The organism is Brucella sp. NBRC 12953 (assembly GCF_040369775.1).
In the GTDB taxonomy this organism is placed as follows: domain Bacteria; phylum Pseudomonadota; class Alphaproteobacteria; order Rhizobiales; family Rhizobiaceae; genus Brucella; species Brucella pseudogrignonensis.
The window spans coordinates 183,535-202,762 of record NZ_BAABSV010000001.1; the positions used below are offsets into that span (position 1 = coordinate 183,535).

The following is a 19,228-nucleotide window of genomic DNA, read 5'->3' on the forward strand; positions in this document are numbered from 1 at the left end:
TCGTCAAAGGAAGAAACTCGTTCCAACTTTTCCCCGACATGCTTTAGGGTGGCGCCATGAAGATTCTCGTTATTGAAGACGACCGCGAAGCGGCCCGCTATCTTGAAAAGGCCTTTATCGAGGCTGGCCATTCTGCCGACATTGCTGGCGATGGTGAGATTGGTTATACGTTGGCTGAAAACGGTAGCTATGATGTGCTGGTCGTTGACCGGATGTTGCCGAAGCGCGATGGCCTTTCTGTGGTCGCCGGACTGCGTGCCAAAGGCATGGAAACGCCGGTTCTCATCCTTTCCGCCCTTGGCGAAGTGGATGATCGCGTGACAGGACTTCGCGCAGGCGGTGACGATTATCTGACCAAACCTTACGCATTTTCCGAGCTTCTGGCTCGTGTTGAAGTTTTGCAGCGCCGTTCAAGCCCTCGCGAAGCGGACACGATTTATCGTGTTGGCGATCTGGAGCTTGATCGCCTCGCACACACTGCGCGCCGACAGGATGTAGACATCACACTTCAGCCGCGTGAGTTTCGTCTGCTCGAATATCTGATGCGCCATGCAGGTCAGGTCGTGACACGTACTATGCTGCTTGAAAATGTCTGGGATTATCATTTTGATCCTCAGACCAACGTAATCGACGTCCATATCTCGCGTCTGCGCTCCAAGATCGAGAAGGGTTTCGATGGCCCGCTTTTGCATACAGTGCGTGGCGCCGGCTACATGTTGAAAGCTGGACGCGCTAAAAGCTCATCAGCGAGTGCCAAGGTGGAATGATGGGTCGCTTTTCTGCGCTCATGCGCACGACAGCTGCGCGACTATCGACACTCTATCTGCTATTGTTTGCTGTTGGTGCGGTGGCATTGGTCTTTTACATGACCAATCTTTCCGCTTCGATAATCAATACCCAGACGCAGGAAGCACTGGGTGAAGAAGTTGCAAGCATTGGTAAGGCCTATGCGCGTGGCGGCATTCCGCAGCTCGTACGCACGATTGATTATAGGTCGCGCCAACCCGGCGCCTATCTCTATCTCGTTGCTGATCCATCGGGGCGGATTCTTTCTGGCAACGTAGAAGGCGTTGAACCGGGCGTTCTGGACACTGACGGCATCGTTGAACGAGCCTTCAAATATCGCCGCTATGGTGAGCAGGGCACGGAAACCGAGCATCGCGCAATTGCTGTGGTGATCGCGCTTCCGAATGGCATGCGCCTTCTGGTTGGTCGCGATCTTGGTGAACCGGAACGGTTCCGCGATCTGGTACGCCGATCGCTTATGTTGGCGCTGGGCATTATGGGTGTCGGCGCGCTGTTGATCTGGTTCTTTGTGGGCCGTCGAGCACTCAAGCGTATTGATGAAGTTTCGCGTGCTTCGCAACGCATTATGGATGGCGATCTGACTGGTCGGTTGCCTGTTAATGGTTCCGGCGATGAGTTTGATCGTCTTTCTGGCAACCTCAATGTCATGCTTGGACGAATTCTGGAGCTCAACGAAGGTTTGAAGCAGGTATCCGATAATATTGCTCACGACCTCAAGACGCCGCTCACCCGCTTGCGCAATCGGGCGGAAGAAGCTCTCTCAGGCAAAAAAGCAGGAACGGAATATCGTGAAGCGCTGGAAGACATCATCGGCGAATCCGATCAGCTAATCCGTACTTTTAATGCGATCCTGATGATCTCACGCTTGGAAGCGGGCTATTCTTCGGAAAATCTGGAAAATATGTCGGTCGCGCCAATCGTCAGCGATGTGTCGGAAATGTATGAGCCGGTTGCCGAAGACGCTAGCGTAAAGCTTACTCTTGGTGATCTGATTGACGTGCCTTTGCATATCAATCGCGAGCTTGTTGGTCAGACCGTTTCCAACCTTGTCGATAACGCCATTAAATATGCGCTGAATAGTGAAAACACCGCAACAGTCACGCTTTCCATGGAACGTGATCAGCAGTGGGTACGCATTGTGGTGGCTGATAATGGCCCCGGCATCCCGGAAGATAAACGTGAGCAGGCAACTGAACGCTTCGTGCGTCTTGAGGAAAGCCGTACGCAGCCCGGATCGGGTCTTGGTTTAAGTCTTGCCAAGGCAGTTATGAAGTTGCACGGTGGCGCTCTGCGTCTGGAAGACAATGGACCGGGCCTGCGTGCAGTTCTCGAGTTTCCATTGTTGAAGGACAGCTGATCTTAATACTTGCATGAATGAGGGGACCATGGCGGCTGAAGACACAAAGGTACTGTTTTTCGACCGAAACCTTTGTGGGCTGACACCCCTTGATAGTGGGCGTGCAAAATCGTTTTTTTCTGATCTCATCCAGCGGTGCAAGGAAGAAAATCTTTCCGATGTTGATGCGTTGTTGCATCAGTCCAAAGCGGAAGCATTTCTTGCTGCTGTTCTAGATCTTTCCCCCTTCATTCGTGAAGCTCTGACGCGTCATCCTGGTATTCTGCAGCGTCTGATTGCAAAAACACCCGAGACTGCACTCAGTGAAATCATGGGCGAAATATCGGCCAGTGGCGCGGAAGAGGGTGCGAGCGAAACTTCGCTTATGTCCGATCTACGCCGATTGAAGCGCGAAGCCCATGTGCTGATTGCGCTTTGCGATCTAGGGCAGGTTTTCAATACGGAAACGACAACCGGCTGGCTCACCGATCTGGCCGAAGCTTGCACTGGTGCAGCCATTCGCTTCCTGCTTCGCGATGCGGATCGTGCGGGTAAGATCAAGCTGGTTGACCAAGCCAATCCTGAAAAAGAGAGCGGCTGGATTGTGCTCGGCATGGGCAAATTCGGTGCGCGTGAGCTCAATTACTCGTCAGACATCGATCTCATTGTTTTCATTGATTCCGAACGCCCATCAATTATCGATCCCTATGAATGTGTTGATACGTTCTCACGATTGACGCGTCGTCTTGTCCGCATTCTTCAGGACCGCACTGCGGATGGTTATGTCTTCCGTGTTGATTTGCGCTTGCGTCCTGATCCGGGATCAACGCCGCTTGCAATTCCGGTGAGCGCAGCGTTGCACTATTACGAAGGTCGTGGCCAGAATTGGGAACGCGCTGCGATGATCAAGGCGCGACCAGTTGCCGGTGATCGTGAATCCGGTCTGCAGGTGCTGGCCGAACTCGCCCCTTATGTTTGGCGCAAATATCTCGACTATGCCGCGATTGCCGATGTGCATTCGATCAAGCGACAAATCCACGCTCATAAGGGACATGGCGATATTGCCGTGCGTGGCCATAATGTGAAGCTTGGGCGCGGCGGTATTCGCGAAATCGAATTCTTCGTGCAGACGCAGCAATTGATTGCCGGTGGGCGTTTCCCTGAGTTGCGCGGCAACCAGACCGTGCCGATGCTTGCCCGGCTCGCTGAACGTGGCTGGATCACCGAGAAGGCACGCGATGCGCTTGCAAAGGAATACTATTTCCTGCGCGACGTTGAGCATCGTATCCAGATGATCGCCGACGAGCAGACGCATATTCTGCCGGAAGACGACGAAGGCTTTGCGCGCGTCGCTCATATGATGGGCTATGCTGATCCAGCAGAGTTTTCCGATGTTTTTCTTGCTGCACTCAAGGTCGTTGAAAAGCAATATGCGGCATTGTTTGAGCAAGCCCCTGAACTGGGTACAGCGACCGGCGGCAACCTCGTCTTCACCGGTGATGTTGATGATCCAGGTACGCTCGAAACGCTTTCATCGATGGGTTTTGAACGGCCGAGCGATATTTGCCGTGTAATCCGTACCTGGCACTTTGGACGCTATCGCGCCACGCAATCAGCCGAGGCGCGCGAACGCCTGACCGAACTGACACCCGCACTTTTACAGGCCTTTGCCGAAACCAAGCGAGCCGATGAATCCTTGCTGCGCTTTGACAGCTTTTTGCAAGGGCTTCCGTCGGGTATCCAGCTTTTCAGCCTGCTGCAATCCAATCCGCGTCTGCTTAATCTAATTGTCATGATCATGAGTGCGGCACCTCGTCTTGCTGAAGTCATCACCCGTAACCCGCATGTCTTTGATGGTCTGCTCGATCCGGCAATTTTCTCAGAAATGCCGACGCGTCACTATCTGGAAGAGCGGCTCCGTGCGTTTCTCGGATCAGCCAGTGATTATGAGGAGGTGCTGGATCGTCTGCGCATCTTCGCAGCCGAACATCGTTTCCTGATCGGTATCCGGCTTTTGACCGGCGCGATTGATGGTGTGCGGGCAGGGCGTGCTTTCTCCGATCTCGCCGAGCTTATGATCGGCAAGGCATTCGAGGCCGTGGAGACGGAATTACAACGCCGACATGGCAAGGTTCCGGGTGCTAAAGTGGCGCTGCTTGCTATGGGAAAGCTTGGCAGTCGCGAGCTGACTGCTGGCTCTGATGTCGATCTGATCCTTCTCTACGATCACGACGTTGACACCGATGAGACCGACGGTGAGAAGTCACTTGCGCCTTCTCAGTATTACATTCGCCTTACGCAGCGTCTGATCGCTGCACTGTCTGCGCCGACGGCCGAGGGCGTGCTTTATGAAGTTGATATGCGGCTGCGTCCTTCCGGTAATAAGGGGCCGGTTGCTACACACATTGAATCTTTTGGCAAATATCAGCGTAGTGAAGCGTGGACATGGGAGCATATGGCACTGACGCGTGCTCGCCCGATCCATGGCGATGCTGATTTTATTGATTTCATCAAAGGCGAGATCGATGAGGTGCTTTCAGCACCACGCGATACAACGAAGATCGCAAAAGACGTGCGCGAAATGCGCGATCTTATCTATCAGGAAAAGCCACCGCGCGATGATTGGGATTTCAAGTTAAAACCCGGTGGCATTGTCGATCTCGAATTTATCGCGCAATTTGCAGTTCTGACGGGCAAGCTGGTCACTGAGCCCAGACCGCTTGGAACCGAAGATGTGCTTTCAGGACTGGACCCGTCCTTTGCCGATCCAGCATCAAGCGACATGCTGGTGGAGGCACATCGCTTCTACACCAATCTAAGCCAGACAATTCGCCTATGCCTGGGCAGCGACGCATCGCGGGAAGAGTTCATTCCGGGGATGATCGACCTTCTCTGTCGCGCTGCCGAATTGCCGGACATCAAGCGCGTCGAACATCAATTGGCGGAACTGGCGACAAGTGTTCGGGCCAGTTTTGATGAGCTGATCAAATAAACTTATACCAAAACTCCATGAGCATGACTCATGGAGTTTTGGTTAAGCCCGAGTGGTGATTGAACTTTTTCAAGGCGTGATGCGTCAGCATCTTCACGCCTTGCTATTAAGCGCATCCCGAAACAAACAGATTGAGCATTTCCATTGGTTAAATTGAAACGTGAAATGCTCTGGGATCCAATCAGGCTGCGTGGATTTCGGCCTCATGGCTGACGATGGCTTTCTGTCTGCGGTCTGGAATACAGACGGAAACCACTGTGCCAATACCCTCGGTCGAGCGGATGCGCAGCCAGCCACCATGCAGTTCTGCAAGTGAGCGCGTAATTGCGAGGCCAAGGCCTGAGCCGCTATGCGTCTTGGTAAACTGGTTTTCCACTTGCTCGAACGGCTGGCCGATTTTCCGCAAGGCAGACTTTGGAATGCCGACGCCTGTATCCTGAATGGTCATGAACAGGGCCGATCCGGTTTTACGAGCGCGTACTGTGATGTGTCCGTTATGCGAGGTGAATTTTACCGCATTGGAAAGCAGATTGATCAGCACCTGTTTGACCGCACGACGGTCTGCATTGAGCTGCATCGCTTCTTCGATACGCGTCTCGACTGTGATGTTCTTTTCGTCTGCCTGCAGCGAGATCATGCGTACGGTTTCATTGATCAGCGGGCAAAGGTCTATTTCTTCGCGATCAAGTGAGAAATGACCAGCTTCGATCTTCGACATATCCAGAATGTCATTGATAACGTTGAGCAGGAAGTTGCCGCTGGTGTGAATGTCGTTGATATATTCTTCATAGCGATCGGAACCAAGTGGCCCGAAAGTGCCGGCTTGGATCATTTCGGAGAAACCGATAATCGCGTTGAGCGGCGTGCGCAACTCATGAGACATGTTGGCGAGGAATTCAGACTTCGCGCGGTTTGCAGCTTCCGCGCGTTCCTTTTCCTGACCATATTTACGAGCCAGTTCCGACAGTTCACGAACGCGGTCGCGCTCGCCCTTACGGGCTATCGAAAGATCGTGAATGGTTGCCATGAGGCGACGTTCGCTATCAACCAGACGTTCCTGATGCTGCTTGATCTGCGTAATGTCGGTGCCGATGGAAACAAGTCCGCCGTCCTGCGTGCGGCGTTCGTTGACCTGCAACCAGCGTCCATCGCTCAGCTGTCGTTCGAAGGTCTGACCACCCGCACGGTTATGCTCGTTGGCCATGCGACGCTCAAAGCTGAATGGGCGTGTATGGGCATCGACTTCATTGCGCGGAACGCCTGGCTTCAGTGTCCAGACTGGAAGCCCCGCATATTCACTGAACTTGGAATTTGCCATCACCAGACGATTATTGGCATCCCACAAAACGAAGGCCTCGGAAATGTTTTCAATAGCCTCACGGATGCGCATATCGGCTTCAGCCGTTTGCTGCGCAAAACGGTGCTGTTCGCTGACGTCAAAGGCGATGCCCACCAGATGCAGGTCATTCTCTGCGGCAATTTCCGCACGAACTCGCATCCAGACCCATGAACCATCGGCATGGCGCATACGGAATACCCGATCGACGTGGGAAATGTCGCCAGCCGCAGCCTGTTCAGCGATTGAATAGAGATCGCCGTCTTCTGGATTGATGATCGCTGACACGTCGCCAAAGGCGAGAACCGCATCCTGCGCTTCATAACCAAGCATTTCATACATTGAGCGCGACCAGTAGATGCGTCCGCGCGCCATGTCCCAATCCCATAGACCACCACGGCCACGCGCAAGCGCCATATCGATGCGGCGCTGAATCTGCCCGGAAAGGTCGTCAGCTTCGCGAGCGCGCGCTGCCTGACTGAAATAGGCATAAAGGATGGCAAACATCACGCCTGTCGTGCCTGCAAACAGCGTCACGTTCAGGGAGACTGCGCGCTTCCATTCGGCAAAGATCGTACTTTCCGGTTCCGCGGCTACAATCGCATAGGGCACGGTCATAGGTTTGGATACCGTGCCGTAAGCGGCCTCACCGTTCATGACGATGGTCAGAACGCCTGCGCGCTCCGCAAACATGAAAAGTGGCTGGATGTCGCTGAACACATCGTCAGCCCGTTTGCCGATAATGTCCGTTGCGGGGCCGGAAGCGGTGACGATAACGGAGTCATTATTGACCAGAGCAACAGTCATGCCGCTGGAGGACAGTCCGCGCGACCGAAATTCGGCAATTGTATTATCGAGGTCTTTGGGCGACATCTGAGCGCCAGCCTGCGTTCCATTGGCTGCACGCTCAATCATCTGCGCCAGATTGGCCGTTGCAGCGGAAAGGGCGGCTTTGTGCTGAAGCTCAATGTCTTCGCGCCATGACAGCATCGAGAAAACACGAGCCACACCCAGTATGATCAGGAATATGATGATGAGAGCCGGAACAAGGCGGCGCAACGCGGGTTCAACCGCTGCGAATTTGCCATAAGCAGGGCCTGCAAGAAGCTTGGCATGGCCAGAAAGCCTGCCTTTCTTTCGCTTCCGTCCGGAGTCGCGATGCTTCCCCGCCGTCGCGTCGTACGCGTCGGTGCTCGCCATCTATTGGCCCCTCTTTGATTTGCCGTAACAGTTCCCAAGATGCGCTCAAAGCGCTGTCCGCCCAGAACTGCTTTTGCCGCGTGAACTGAAATCTCTACTCAAAATGTTTCGGAATACGCCATCTCCGAACAACATCAATGAATCAAAAGTGATTCGTGCTGTCCAGTGAATTCGTTAACGAGACGTAAAAAACACCTTTCGTGAGTTCGGATTTTCCGTTGAATCTCAATCTGTTAAGCGGAATCAGTTTGAGAACGCGCCCATCTAACATCCTGAAAAGACTCATGAAAGCCGGAAGCCTTTTCAGGTTTTATGCAGCTTTGCTTGAATATCTGCGCAACGGCCAAACCCGGCCTGTTCAGAGGCCGAGTTTGATGAAGTAGAGAATCAATCAGCTGATTCGCGAATCAAGCAAGCGTTCTGTCGACGATGTCCCGAAGATCAGTCGACAGCTTCTGCGTCCCTGCAATGCGGGCGAGGGCTGCGCGAGCATGTTCACGACGGGCATCTTCCAGCGAACGCCACGACCGCAGTGCTGTGAGAAGGCGAGCTGCGAGTTGCGGGTTTTCTGGGTCGATTGCCAGAATGATATCGGCAAAGAAGTTGTAAGCCGCGCCATCTTTGCGATTGAAGCCCGTCGGATTGCTCGCCGAGAATGCGCCGATCAATGCGCGTACCCGGTTCGGATTATCAAACGAAAGCAGCTTGTGTTTCGTCAAAGCTTGAACGGCTTCAAGTGCCTTGTCGCCCGGTCGGGTTGCCTGCACGATGAACCATTTGTCCATCACCAAGCCATCGTCGCCGAAGCGTCTTTCAAATGACGCAAGCGCCCCCTGAGCTTCATGGCTATCGCCGAAGCGATGCACCAGAACACTTAAGGCTGCTGCACGTTCGGTCATGTTATCGCCGTCTGCAAACTGCTGTGCAGCACGCGCCGGGCTATTCTCGTGACGGCTGAGGTAATCAAGCAGCACATTCCGCAGAGCGCGCTTGCCAGCTGATACAGCATCAGGAGAGAATGCATCCTGCTGCTCCAGCCGTGTGTAAAGTGCTGCGAAGTCTTTCGCATAGGCGGAACCAATCACAGCAATCAGATGGTCGCGGCTTGCATAGATTGCATCCGGGTCAACATTCTCGCCCATCTCACGCGCAATGTCGCTTTCGCTTGGCAAAGTCAGACATAGTGCACGGAAAGCGGCATCAAGGCTCTCATCCGAGGCAATACGTCCGGCAAGTTCGGTAATTTTGGCATCGGTCTCCGGCACGTAGCCGCCACGCACTCTCTTAACGCCTTCGAGCAAGGCTTGCGTAAAGATGCCGGTCAGAGCCTGCCAGCGGGCAACCGGGTCGCTATCATTGATAGCGAGGAAGGCCTGGTCTTCCGCGTTAAGCGGTGAGACCAGATTGATCGGGGCGGAAAAACCACGCAACAGCGAAGGGGCTGGACGTTCGTTGATTCCATGGAACGTGATCTTTTCCGAAACACGATGCAGATGAATAACGCCATCGTGCACATCTCCACCTTCGACAGATGAAGGTTGAATATCTTTGCCATCCGTTCCCACCAAGCCAAAGGCGATCGGAATATGCATCGGTTTTTTAACCGGCTGCCCGGGCGTGGGTGCAAGGGATTGCGTGAGACTGATGGTGTAAGTTTCTTTTACCGCATCAAAGCCGAAGCTCGCTTCAACCTTTGGCGTGCCCGACTGATCATACCATAGAGCAAATTGTGTGAAGTCCTGGCCGGAGACATCGGCAAAAACTTTGATGAAGTCTTCAATGGTAGCCGCATCGCCGTCGTGACGTTCGAAATAAAGATCCATACCTTTACGGAAAAGCTCTGGTCCGATGATCGTTCGGATCATGCGCACCACTTCCGAACCTTTTTCATAAACAGTCGCCGTATAGAAGTTGTTGATCTCGCTATATTCACGCGGGCGCACAGGATGTGAAAGAGGGCCGCTATCCTCCGGGAACTGCTGGGCTTTCAGTATTTTCACTTCTGCGATGCGCTTTACCGGACGCGAGCGTTCGTCGGCCGAAAATTCATGGTCGCGATAAACCGTGAGGCCTTCCTTGAGACACAGCTGGAACCAGTCGCGGCATGTGATGCGATTGCCGGTCCAGTTATGGAAATATTCGTGCGCGATCACGGCTTCGATGCCAGCATAATCGACATCCGTTGCCGTTTCCGGGTCGGCCAGCACATATTTGTCGTTAAAGACATTGAGGCCCTTGTTTTCCATAGCCCCCATATTGAAGTCCGAGACGGCAACGATGTTGAAGACATCGAGGTCATATTCGCGGCCGAACTTTTCTTCGTCCCAACGCATGGAACGTTTCAACGCATCCATCGCATAAAGTGCGCGATCCTCTTTGCCATGTTCAACATAGATGGCGAGGTCGACAAGACGCCCTGATTGTGTCGTGAATTGATCCTTCACGACATCAAGCGAGCCAGCAACAAGGGCGAACAAATAGGAAGGCTTGGGGTGTGGGTCGTGCCAGACGGCAAAATGTCTGTCGGCATTACCGGCGACAGCGCCGTGTTCGACGGGATTGCCGTTTGCCAGCAGTATTGGTGCAGCAGCCTTTTCCGCGTCAATACGAACCGTATAAACTGAGAGAACGTCTGGACGATCATAATAATAGGTGATGCGCCGAAAACCTTCAGCCTCGCATTGCGTGCAATAGACACCGCTTGAGCGATAAAGCCCGGAAAGCTGCCGGTTTGTCGTGGGATTAACTTCGGTGACGATTTCCAGTGTAAAACGTTCAGCGTCGGGCAGGTCAGTGATTTCGAGTTTATCCGGCGTCACTGAGTAGCTGTTATCATTGAGCGCCTTCCCATCCAGGCTGATGCTGACGAAGTTCAGCTCGTCACCATCCAGAACAAGTGGTGTATCAGCAGCCGTTCCAGCGCGGCGCTCAATAGTCAGTTCGGTGCGAACGATCGTTTTCTCGGGCTCAAGTGTGAAATCGAGTTTCGTTTCAGGAATTGCGTAAGGTGTCGGGCGATAATCTTCGAGGCGGAATGTCTGGCCGGTTTCAGTACGCATTGCGAAACTCTTCTTTGTGATCACTTCGATACGAGAGTCGTATCCGGCTTTTTAGCAAACGACAAGAAAAGCGAAGTTGCTCAATATTTTTTAGTTACTGATCTTTGCTTGGCTGGCACTTTGTTGCGAACAAGCCTATGGATAGCGCAATAACTGTAATTTCCCGCCTTGCTCCTGCATCCCCCGTTTAAGGAACTGCGTTGTGAAGTCCCTCCCGGACGCGGCCTCCGCAAATGTTCAGACCGGCGAAACTGCCGAGCCTGATCTGCTTCAAAACAATCCAATGCTGGGCATTAGCCTCAAAGTCGCTTCCGTCGCTGTTTTTGTCGGTATGTCGACCTTGCTCAAGGCTGCAGATGGTATCCCGCTTGGCCAGTTAATCTTCTTCCGATCTTTTTTCGCAGTCCTTGCCATCCTGGTCTATTTTGCGTTGCGCGGGCAGCTATCCGGCATTCTTCAAACCCGCCATGGGTTCAGCCATTTCTGGCGCGGCATGGTCGGCGTTGGCGCCATGTCGCTGAGCTTTTACGCACTGACCAAGCTGCCTTTGCCGGAAGCAATTGCAATCAACTACGCATCACCGCTTATCGCCGTGGTTCTTGGCGCACTCATTCTGCATGAAGTGGTCCGGCTCTATCGCTGGAGTGCGGTCGTCATCGGCTTGTTCGGTGTGATGATTATCATCTGGCCGCGCATGACGCTGTTTGCGGAAGGCAATGTCGGACATAATGAAGCCATGGGCGCCTTGGCGGCATTGGGCGGCGCCGTGATGGCTGCCTTTGCCATGATGCTGGTGCGTCGTCTTGTGCAGACCGAACGCACATCGACAATCGTTATCTATTTCTCGATTTCAGCAAGTGTTATTGCGCTAGTTAGTGTGCCGTTCGGTTGGGTTGCACCGAGCTGGCCTCAGCTCGCAATGCTGATTGGCGCAGGTATTGCGGGAGGAATTGCGCAAATTCTGCTGACCGAATGCTATCGACATGCCCCGATGAGTACCATTGCACCATTTGAATATACCTCAATGCTGCTCGGCCTCGGCATTGGGTTTTTATTCTTCGGGGATATTCCAACTTTTGAGATGCTGATTGGCAGCGTGATCGTTATGGGCGCTGGCGGCTATATCATCTACCGTGAGCATCAGTTGGCGATCGCGCCTCACAAAACCAATACTCCACAACAGGCACAGTAAAATTACGCCTGTCCCGGTGAACCTTCTGCGCGCGGATCGAGCTGCATTGTTTCAGGTGTAGGCTGACCGTCTGGCGTGTAGATTTTGAACTCTGTTTTTTGATCGCTGACTGCTGGTCGCTCGAAACGGCGAATACGCCAGAAAGCATGCAGACCATAGACTGCATAAGCCAGTGCCATAGTTACAAAGAAGCCGGATGCCCCCATAAGATCCATGAGTGGGCCGGATAGGGCCGGGCCGACCATGCTTCCTGTGCCATAGATGATAAGCAGGCCGCCAGAAATTTTCACAAATTCACTCGCGTCGGCATAGTCGTTGGCGTGGGCTACGTTAAGGCTGTAGATCGAGTAAAGCACTGAGCCGAACAGAAACATCATGATGTAGAGCGCATAGGGCGATGTGGGATGAACCAGCAGCATGATTGCTGAGAGCACAAAGCCAATAGCGCCCGCGATAACCATGACGAAACGGCGATCCACAATATCGGAAGCGCGCCCGAGTGGATATTGGAAGATCGCGCCGCCAATCATTGCGCAGGCCAGCATTGTGGCGATGCCAAAGGTCGAAAGGCCGTTCATTTCACCATAGATGGCGGCGAGGAAGCTCCATGTGCCGGCCACAATGCCCGCGATGAAAGATCCGACGGCTGCTGCGGGGGAGCGCCTATAAAGCCCCTTTAGGTCCAACGAAGCTTGCGTCAGCGGATTTGGTGACTGAGCGCTGGAAAGTGTGGTTGGCAGCAGGGCGCTAGCATAAATGATCGCACAGATGATGAATAACGTTACTGTCGTCGCATCACCAAATGGCAGGATGTATTGGCCACACATGAGACCAAGCATGGTAATAATCATATAGATCGAGAAAATCTTGCCGCGCGTTTCATTGGTGACGCGTTCATTGAGCCAGCTCTCGATAATCATATAGGAGCCTGCAAGCGAGAAGCCTGCGATGCCGCGGAAGATCATCCAGGCATAAGGGTTTACAATCAGCGAATGAAGCAGCAACGCGATTGATAGAAGCGTGAGTAGTGCCGAGAATACACGCACATGCCCGACGCGTCGCACCAGATGAGGAATAACAATGCAGCCTATGGTGAAAGCGAGCGCATAGGTCGTTCCCATCCAGCCAATTGTGGTCGTTGACCAGCCTTCAACGCCTCCGCGGATTGGTAGGAGAATGCCTGCAAGTCCACCGGCAAGCAGCATTAGAAATGTGCTTGCAAGCAAGGCAGCTATAGGCAGAAGCTGGCCGGCCATGAAAACCTCCCCGATGCACTAAGCTTAAAGAACGTTTGTCGAGTTCGGATATAGTGCAAGCGGCGGAATAATGTATGTTTGCGGCATGTTAGTGACAATTCGCTGTCTGATACGTGCAATCTAGGAAGATTATTCAGCCAGTTCCGCAAGCTTCATTTTCACAGCAAGAAAATCGCGCCAGGCAAACCTTTTCTGTGCAGGCGTGCGCAAGAGATAGGCCGGATGCAGCGTGGGCATGACCGGGATCTCAATACCCGACGGCGTGCGGTGCACTTTCCAATTGCCACGTAACCGTAGAATGCCTTCAGTCGCACCTGTCAAAGCCTTGCCAGCGGGGCCGCCGAGCGCAACAAGCACTTTGGGGGCTGCAAGTTCGATCTGCCGTTCGATGAACGGGCGGCAAAGTTCTGTTTCGACGGGGGTTGGCGTACGATTACCCGGCGGACGCCAAGGAATAGTGTTGGCGATGTAGACGCCTTCACGCTTGAGGCCGATAGCCTCGATCATCCGGTTGAGAAGTTGGCCGGATTTGCCAACGAATGGCAAGCCTTCCATGTCCTCATCACGCCCCGGCGCTTCGCCTACGAACATGATGTCTGACGAAGGATCACCATCTGCAAAGCAGAGGTTTTTGGCAGTGAATTTGAGATTGCAGCCATCAAAGGCTGCCAGCTTTTCGCGCAGCTCATCAAGCGTTGCAGCTTGTAAAGCGGCTTCGCGGGCCAGTGCAATTTGCGCATTATCCGGAACATCGGATGCAGCCTGCACAGGGCGGCTGGTCGGCGAGGGCGTTGCTGCCTGACGCGGCTGCTGTTGTTGCGCGCGCGGGCGTTCCGCTGACGAAGTTGATCGGTTTTCCTGCTGCGCGGGAGCTGAACGCACCGGCTGACGCTGGGCTTCTGCAAATCGATCGATCGGCGTATCGGAAAGCGGCATGTCAACACCCGCTTCCGCGTAAAAGCGGAGCAGGCCTTCCATATCCAGCGTTTCCCGGTCATCGGTCATATTTTACACCTCATAAACTGAGGTGGCGAATTTTGGTGTTGAATGCAAGAGCAGAGCGCATATTTCCGGTTCATAGAGTGGATTAAAGCATCTCTCGTGAAGATGGGGCTGGCTTTTGGGAGCGCAGAATTACGTTGCGTCACAATAGCCCACAATCATTAAAGCGGCTGTTTAAAATTTGACGTTTACGTTAAGGTCAATATTATGAATGCTTGTATTGCGGCGATTTTGGACAATTGGACGCATATGCGACAGTCTTTAACTCTGCGAGAGGGTAAGACCAATATGGGGAAGCCTATCTGTATAAAAGCGGTTTATCGCCGTTCGCGATAGGATCATGAGTAAAAACAATTGGATGCTTCACGCCCGCTGCATTAGTGGGTGATGAAGTTACACCAGACGGAGGCCTAGAATGTCTGAAGCCCCAGCAATCGCGAGCCAGGAGCTTCCCGAACGCGAAAGCATGGAATTTGATGTTGTGATTGTCGGCGCAGGCCCTGCAGGCCTTGCTGCGGCTATTCGGTTCAAACAAATCAATCCGGAGCTTTCAGTCGTCGTTCTTGAAAAGGGCGGGGAAGTTGGCGCGCATATCCTGTCGGGCGCCGTCGTTGATCCAAGTGGTATCGATCAGCTTCTGCCAGGCTGGCGTGAGGAAGAGGGGCATCCGTTCAAGACCCCTGTGACCGCCGACCATTTCCTGCTGCTTGGTCCTGCGGGTTCGGTGCGTCTGCCAAATTTCGCCATGCCACCGCTGATGAACAATCACGGCAATTACATCGTGTCACTCGGCAATGTCTGCCGCTGGCTTGGCACGAAAGCAGAAGAGCTGGGCGTTGAAATCTATCCGGGCTTTGCTGCCACCGAAGTGCTTTATAATGATGAAGGCGCTGTAATCGGTGTTGCTACTGGTGATATGGGCGTCGAGCGTGATGGCTCGCACGGTCCAAATTACACGCGCGGCATGGCGCTGCTTGGCAAATATGTTCTGATCGGTGAAGGCGCACGCGGCTCGTTGGCAAAGGAACTGATCGCGAGGTTCAAGCTTGATGAGGGTCGTGAACCAGCCAAGTTTGGTATCGGCCTCAAGGAACTCTGGCAGGTCGATCCATCCAAGCATAAGCCGGGTCTGGTACAGCATTCATTTGGCTGGCCGCTTGATATGAAGACCGGCGGTGGCTCGTTCCTCTACCATCTTGAAGACAATATGGTTGCAGTCGGCTTCGTACTGCATCTCAACTACAAGAACCCTTATCTGTCGCCGTTTGAAGAGTTCCAGCGGTTCAAGACGCATCCGGCGATCCGCGATACATTCGAGGGTGGCAAACGCCTTTCTTATGGCGCGCGCGCGATTACCGAAGGTGGTTTCCAGTCAGTGCCAAAACTGTCCTTCCCGGGTGGTGCGCTGATCGGCTGTTCGGCTGGCTTCGTCAACGTTCCCCGCATCAAGGGCAGTCATAACGCAGTTCTGTCGGGCATTCTTGCCGCCGACAAGATTGCGGAAGCATTGGCCGCTGGTCGTGCCAATGATGAGCCGATTGAAATCGAAAACAGCTGGCGTAACAGCGCTATCGGCAAGGATCTCAAGAAGGTCCGCAATGTGAAGCCGCTCTGGTCGAAGCTCGGAACGGTTATGGGTGTTGCTCTCGGTGGTCTTGATATGTGGACCAATCAGCTGTTTGGCTTCTCATTCTTTGGTACGCTGAAGCATGGGAAGAACGATGCGCAAAGCCTTGAGCCAGCAGCAAAGCACAAGAAGATCGATTATCCGAAGCCGGATGGTGTGCTGACCTTTGATCGTCTTTCGTCAGTGTTTCTTTCGAACACCAACCATGACGAAAACGAGCCTGTGCATCTGCAGGTAGCTGACATGAAGCTGCAGCAGACATCAGAGCATGATGTCTTTGCAGGTCCATCGACGCGCTACTGCCCTGCAGGTGTTTATGAATGGGTGGATGCTGACGGCAATTCCGCAGCTGATCCGCAGGCCAAGGATGTTCGCTTTGTGATCAACGCGCAGAATTGCGTGCATTGCAAAACTTGCGATATCAAGGATCCGAACCAGAACATCAACTGGGTTCCGCCACAAGGCGGCGAAGGACCAGTTTACGTAAACATGTAATGTTTGCGCGAACTGTGTCCGTATCGACCGCCGTTAAGAACGATGTCGGCGAGGGACCAGTTTACGTGAACAATGTAATGTTTGCGGGAACATGTAATTGAAAAAGGCGGTTTTAAACCGCCTTTTTTATTAGAGTGCCGGGGGCACAAAGGTCGCTCTAACGCTTCAAAAAGAGAGCATGACTGATTGAGTTTCCGGCTCGTCAGTGTCTGGACGTACCGGCATCGGAACCGAAAACTCAAGCCTGATTGGCAAGTGATCGGAGCCGACGTCCTCGCGTGTGGTTGCAGCGGGCGCTTCGATTTCATGGCTTACGAGAACCTGATCGATCGGCAGGCCGACATAAGGCGCGAGTTTTATCGGAAGGTTTTGCAACATCCATGTGCCACCGATACCAGTCATCGCCTTGGTGGTCGAAGCTTTCTCGATGCGATGGACAGCATTGCTCCATGGCGTAGCGTTGAAATCGCCAGCGATGATCATAGGGCCACTGAATTTCTGCAATTCTGGCACCAATGCATCGATGATCGCCGCCTGACCATATGGCCACGGAAGCACAGCATGATATGCTGCTACATTCACGCTCGTGCCGCTAAAATCGATAGAAGTCATGGCAAGGCGATCATCGCCAAGGCACAACTGAGCGCTACCTTCACTGAATGGGCGGCGGGACAGAATGCCAACGCCCATATTGCTTCCGTCTTTGTGGCATTCAAAATGGTAAGGATAAGTACCCTTCAGAATGTCGATCCACATTGCCCAATCTGCACCGGCTTCCTGATAGGTGATAACGTCAGGCTTTTCCTGCGCAACCATCTGCATAACGCGTTTAGGCTCAGGGTTGTTATAGCGCAGATTGATCTGCACCAGGCTGTAACGTGCGCCGGTCGTCGGCACATCGGCCTGTGCAGAAGATGATCCGTTGAGAAGATTACGTGCGGCACCAAGCGTCGTGCTGAAAGCAAGGATCGCAAAAAGCAGGATCATTGCACCTTCACGCCGCATCTTTGTGAACAAGAGCGGCAATGCCAGCAAACCCATCAGAATCGCTAGATGTGGTCGAAAATGCCCGAATGAATCGAGCATTGGATGCGCTGATCCAAGAAAACCAAGCACAAGAGGGACCGACACCAGAACAGCGGTGATCAGTAGGAGCAATGAAAGGTTTTCGCGGCGTTTTGACATGGTACGCACCTAGCCGCTGATTACGGCGCGATGATGGAATAGGGGAATTTGGAAAAGGGCAGTATGCTTTCAAAATACATACTGCCCTAACTACCTATTGCCCTACTGCCTCATACCTACTGGAAAGCTGTCTCGAAGAAGCTACGGAGCTTGCGCGAATGCAGTCGCTCATCAGGCATGGCTGCGATTTTTTCCATCGCACGAATACCGATTTGCAGATGCTGTGCTACCTGCCGCTTGTAGAACTCTGTCGCCATGCCAGGCAGTTTCAGTTCGCCATGCAAAGGCTTGTCGGAAACACAGAGCAACGTGCCGTATGGTACGCGGAAGCGGAACCCATTGGCAGCAATCGTGGCAGACTCCATGTCAAGCGCAACTGCACGCGCCTGTGAAAGGCGCTGAACCGGTCCGCGCTGGTCGCGTAACTCCCAGTTTCGATTGTCGATTGTTGCGACTGTACCAGTGCGCATGATGCGCTTGAGGTCATAGCCTTCAAGGCCAGTTATTTCTTCGACCGCCTCTTCAAGTGCTACCTGAATTTCGGCAAGTGCGGGCAAGGGCACCCAAACAGGAAGATCGTCATCAAGAACGTGGTCTTCACGCATATAAGCATGAGCAAGTACGTAATCGCCAAGCTCTTGAGTGTTGCGCAGACCGGCACAATGTCCCAGCATCAGCCATGCATGTGGACGCAGCACAGCAACATGGTCGGTGATGGTCTTTGCATTGGATGGGCCAACGCCGATATTGACCATGGTAATACCGGAATGATCGGCGCGTTGAAGGTGATAGGCAGGCATCTGTGGCATACGCTGTAGCGGAATGCCGCTGCTCGGCTCGGATTCGCCTGCGCGTGTTATCGCGTTGCCTGGCTCAACAAAGCTATCATAGCCGCCGCCACCGTCTGCCATCAGCTTGCGCGCATAAGCGCAGAATTCGTCCATATAGAACTGATAGTTGGTGAATAGAACAAAGTTCTGAAAATGCTTGGGGCTGGTTGCGGTGTAATGCGCAAGCCTGTGTAGAGAGTAGTCAACGCGTTGTGCCGTGAACGGCGCCAGCGGCATTGGTTCACCGGGAACAGGATCGAAATCGGCATTGACGATCTTGTCGTCGGTTGCAGCCAGATCCGGAACATCGAAGAGATCGCGCATCGGATGCGTAAAAGCATTGGCAACCGATGCTTCGACATAGGTGCCTTCCATGAAGGCAAAGTGAATCGGAATTGGTGTTGCCGATTCCCGAACGGTGACCGCAACGCCGTGATTGCGCATCAGCAGGCGAATTTGCTCGTTGAGGTAATGGTCGAACAGATCTGGCCGGGTAATCGTCGCCGCGTAATCGCCGGGCGTAGTCACATGACCAAAGGCGAGACGCGTATCTACATGCGCAAAGCTGGAGGTGGACAGGCAGATTTCGGGATAAAAAGCGCGATAACGCTGAGGGCGAGCCTCTCCCTTTGCCAGCTGCTCAAAAGCCGTGCGAAGGAACTCGGTGTTGCGATCATAAAGCTTGCGCAGTGCGGCAACCGCCGCACTTGCATCGGTAAAAACTTCCGGCTCCACGAAGGGAGGGGTTTTGATATCAGGGATGAAAGTTTGTTCGATTCGCTGTGTCATGACTTAGTATAGCAAACTCCATGACACGCGCATGTCCCTGTTTAAGCACTTCTTTGAAGGCTTACATACAGTACGAGGCCGACCCCGTTCATTTGCGCTTTCTGCCCTATTTGGGTGTAGGC

At 53.4% G+C, this 19,228-nt stretch carries 11 protein-coding genes; 5 read left to right on the plus strand and 6 right to left on the minus strand.

What is annotated here, in order from left to right; all coding sequences use genetic code 11:
• Positions 1–56 precede the first annotated feature (56 nt).
• Genes ABWV94_RS00960 through ABWV94_RS00970 form a run of 3 tightly spaced genes read left to right on the plus strand, consistent with a single transcriptional unit; the run spans position 57 to position 5,135 of the window.
• A complete protein-coding gene (locus ABWV94_RS00960; RefSeq protein ID WP_007874215.1) occupies positions 57–767 on the plus strand; it encodes a response regulator transcription factor in 711 nt (236 codons plus the stop codon).
• Positions 764–2,164 carry a sensor histidine kinase gene (locus ABWV94_RS00965; protein ID WP_113498237.1) on the plus strand — a complete coding sequence of 467 codons (1,401 nt, stop codon included), beginning with the start codon at positions 764–766 and terminating at the stop codon, positions 2,162–2,164. Before ABWV94_RS00960 ends, ABWV94_RS00965 begins: the two co-directional genes overlap by 4 nt.
• Before the next feature lie 28 nt (positions 2,165–2,192).
• A complete protein-coding gene (locus tag ABWV94_RS00970; RefSeq protein WP_113498235.1) occupies positions 2,193–5,135 on the plus strand; it encodes a bifunctional [glutamine synthetase] adenylyltransferase/[glutamine synthetase]-adenylyl-L-tyrosine phosphorylase in 2,943 nt (980 codons plus the stop codon).
• 181 nt (positions 5,136–5,316) lie between these two features.
• Here the strand turns inward: ABWV94_RS00970 and ABWV94_RS00975 are convergent, their stop codons facing one another.
• Both ABWV94_RS00975 and pepN read right to left on the minus strand, forming a co-directional pair.
• The gene (locus tag ABWV94_RS00975) at positions 5,317–7,671 is read right to left on the minus strand and encodes a PAS domain-containing sensor histidine kinase (RefSeq protein WP_113498233.1); all 2,355 of its coding nucleotides are present in this window, start codon (positions 7,669–7,671) and stop codon (positions 5,317–5,319) included.
• A gap of 407 nt (positions 7,672–8,078) precedes the next feature.
• Positions 8,079–10,730 (minus strand): aminopeptidase N, encoded by a 2,652-nt coding sequence (gene pepN / locus ABWV94_RS00980; protein ID WP_353412472.1) that lies wholly within the window; start codon positions 10,728–10,730, stop codon positions 8,079–8,081.
• Positions 10,731–11,013: 283 nt separating this feature from the next.
• Here pepN and ABWV94_RS00985 point away from each other — a divergent pair, with 283 nt between their 5' ends.
• Positions 11,014–11,922: a DMT family transporter gene (locus ABWV94_RS00985; protein WP_039859604.1), complete on the plus strand. Its 909-nt coding sequence runs from the start codon at positions 11,014–11,016 to the stop codon at positions 11,920–11,922.
• Between the two features lie 2 nt (positions 11,923–11,924).
• On the opposite strand, the gene ABWV94_RS00990 is transcribed toward ABWV94_RS00985, so the two are convergent.
• On the minus strand, positions 11,925–13,178 hold the full coding sequence (locus ABWV94_RS00990; RefSeq protein ID WP_105518314.1) for an MFS transporter: 1,254 nt from the start codon (positions 13,176–13,178) through the stop codon (positions 11,925–11,927).
• A 129-nt stretch (positions 13,179–13,307) separates the two neighbouring features.
• Positions 13,308–14,183 carry a uracil-DNA glycosylase gene (locus tag ABWV94_RS00995; RefSeq protein ID WP_113498229.1) on the minus strand — a complete coding sequence of 292 codons (876 nt, stop codon included), beginning with the start codon at positions 14,181–14,183 and terminating at the stop codon, positions 13,308–13,310.
• Between the two features lie 412 nt (positions 14,184–14,595).
• Between ABWV94_RS00995 and ABWV94_RS01000 the strand changes: the two genes are divergently transcribed.
• Positions 14,596–16,302 (plus strand): electron transfer flavoprotein-ubiquinone oxidoreductase, encoded by a 1,707-nt coding sequence (locus ABWV94_RS01000; protein WP_064320361.1) that lies wholly within the window; start codon positions 14,596–14,598, stop codon positions 16,300–16,302.
• Positions 16,303–16,467: 165 nt separating this feature from the next.
• Here ABWV94_RS01000 and ABWV94_RS01005 read toward each other — a convergent pair whose 3' ends face one another.
• Both ABWV94_RS01005 and ABWV94_RS01010 read right to left on the minus strand, forming a co-directional pair.
• Positions 16,468–17,487, minus strand: a complete 1,020-nt coding sequence (locus ABWV94_RS01005; protein ID WP_112805066.1) for an endonuclease/exonuclease/phosphatase family protein — start codon at positions 17,485–17,487, stop codon at positions 16,468–16,470.
• A gap of 116 nt (positions 17,488–17,603) precedes the next feature.
• Complete coding sequence (locus ABWV94_RS01010; RefSeq protein WP_113498227.1) at positions 17,604–19,106, minus strand: AMP nucleosidase; 1,503 nt, start codon at positions 19,104–19,106, stop codon at positions 17,604–17,606.
• Positions 19,107–19,228: the final 122 nt, after the last annotated feature.

Coding starts and splice junctions, on each gene's coding strand:
- ABWV94_RS00960 (WP_007874215.1), top strand. CDS start 57: ATGAAGATTCTCGTTATTGAAGACGACCGCGAAGCGGCCCGCTATCTT.
- ABWV94_RS00965 (WP_113498237.1), top strand. CDS start 764: ATGATGGGTCGCTTTTCTGCGCTCATGCGCACGACAGCTGCGCGACTA.
- ABWV94_RS00970 (WP_113498235.1), top strand. CDS start 2,193: ATGGCGGCTGAAGACACAAAGGTACTGTTTTTCGACCGAAACCTTTGT.
- ABWV94_RS00975 (WP_113498233.1), bottom strand. CDS start 7,671: ATGGCGAGCACCGACGCGTACGACGCGACGGCGGGGAAGCATCGCGAC.
- pepN (WP_353412472.1), bottom strand. CDS start 10,730: ATGCGTACTGAAACCGGCCAGACATTCCGCCTCGAAGATTATCGCCCG.
- ABWV94_RS00985 (WP_039859604.1), top strand. CDS start 11,014: ATGCTGGGCATTAGCCTCAAAGTCGCTTCCGTCGCTGTTTTTGTCGGT.
- ABWV94_RS00990 (WP_105518314.1), bottom strand. CDS start 13,178: ATGGCCGGCCAGCTTCTGCCTATAGCTGCCTTGCTTGCAAGCACATTT.
- ABWV94_RS00995 (WP_113498229.1), bottom strand. CDS start 14,183: ATGACCGATGACCGGGAAACGCTGGATATGGAAGGCCTGCTCCGCTTT.
- ABWV94_RS01000 (WP_064320361.1), top strand. CDS start 14,596: ATGTCTGAAGCCCCAGCAATCGCGAGCCAGGAGCTTCCCGAACGCGAA.
- ABWV94_RS01005 (WP_112805066.1), bottom strand. CDS start 17,487: ATGTCAAAACGCCGCGAAAACCTTTCATTGCTCCTACTGATCACCGCT.
- ABWV94_RS01010 (WP_113498227.1), bottom strand. CDS start 19,106: ATGACACAGCGAATCGAACAAACTTTCATCCCTGATATCAAAACCCCT.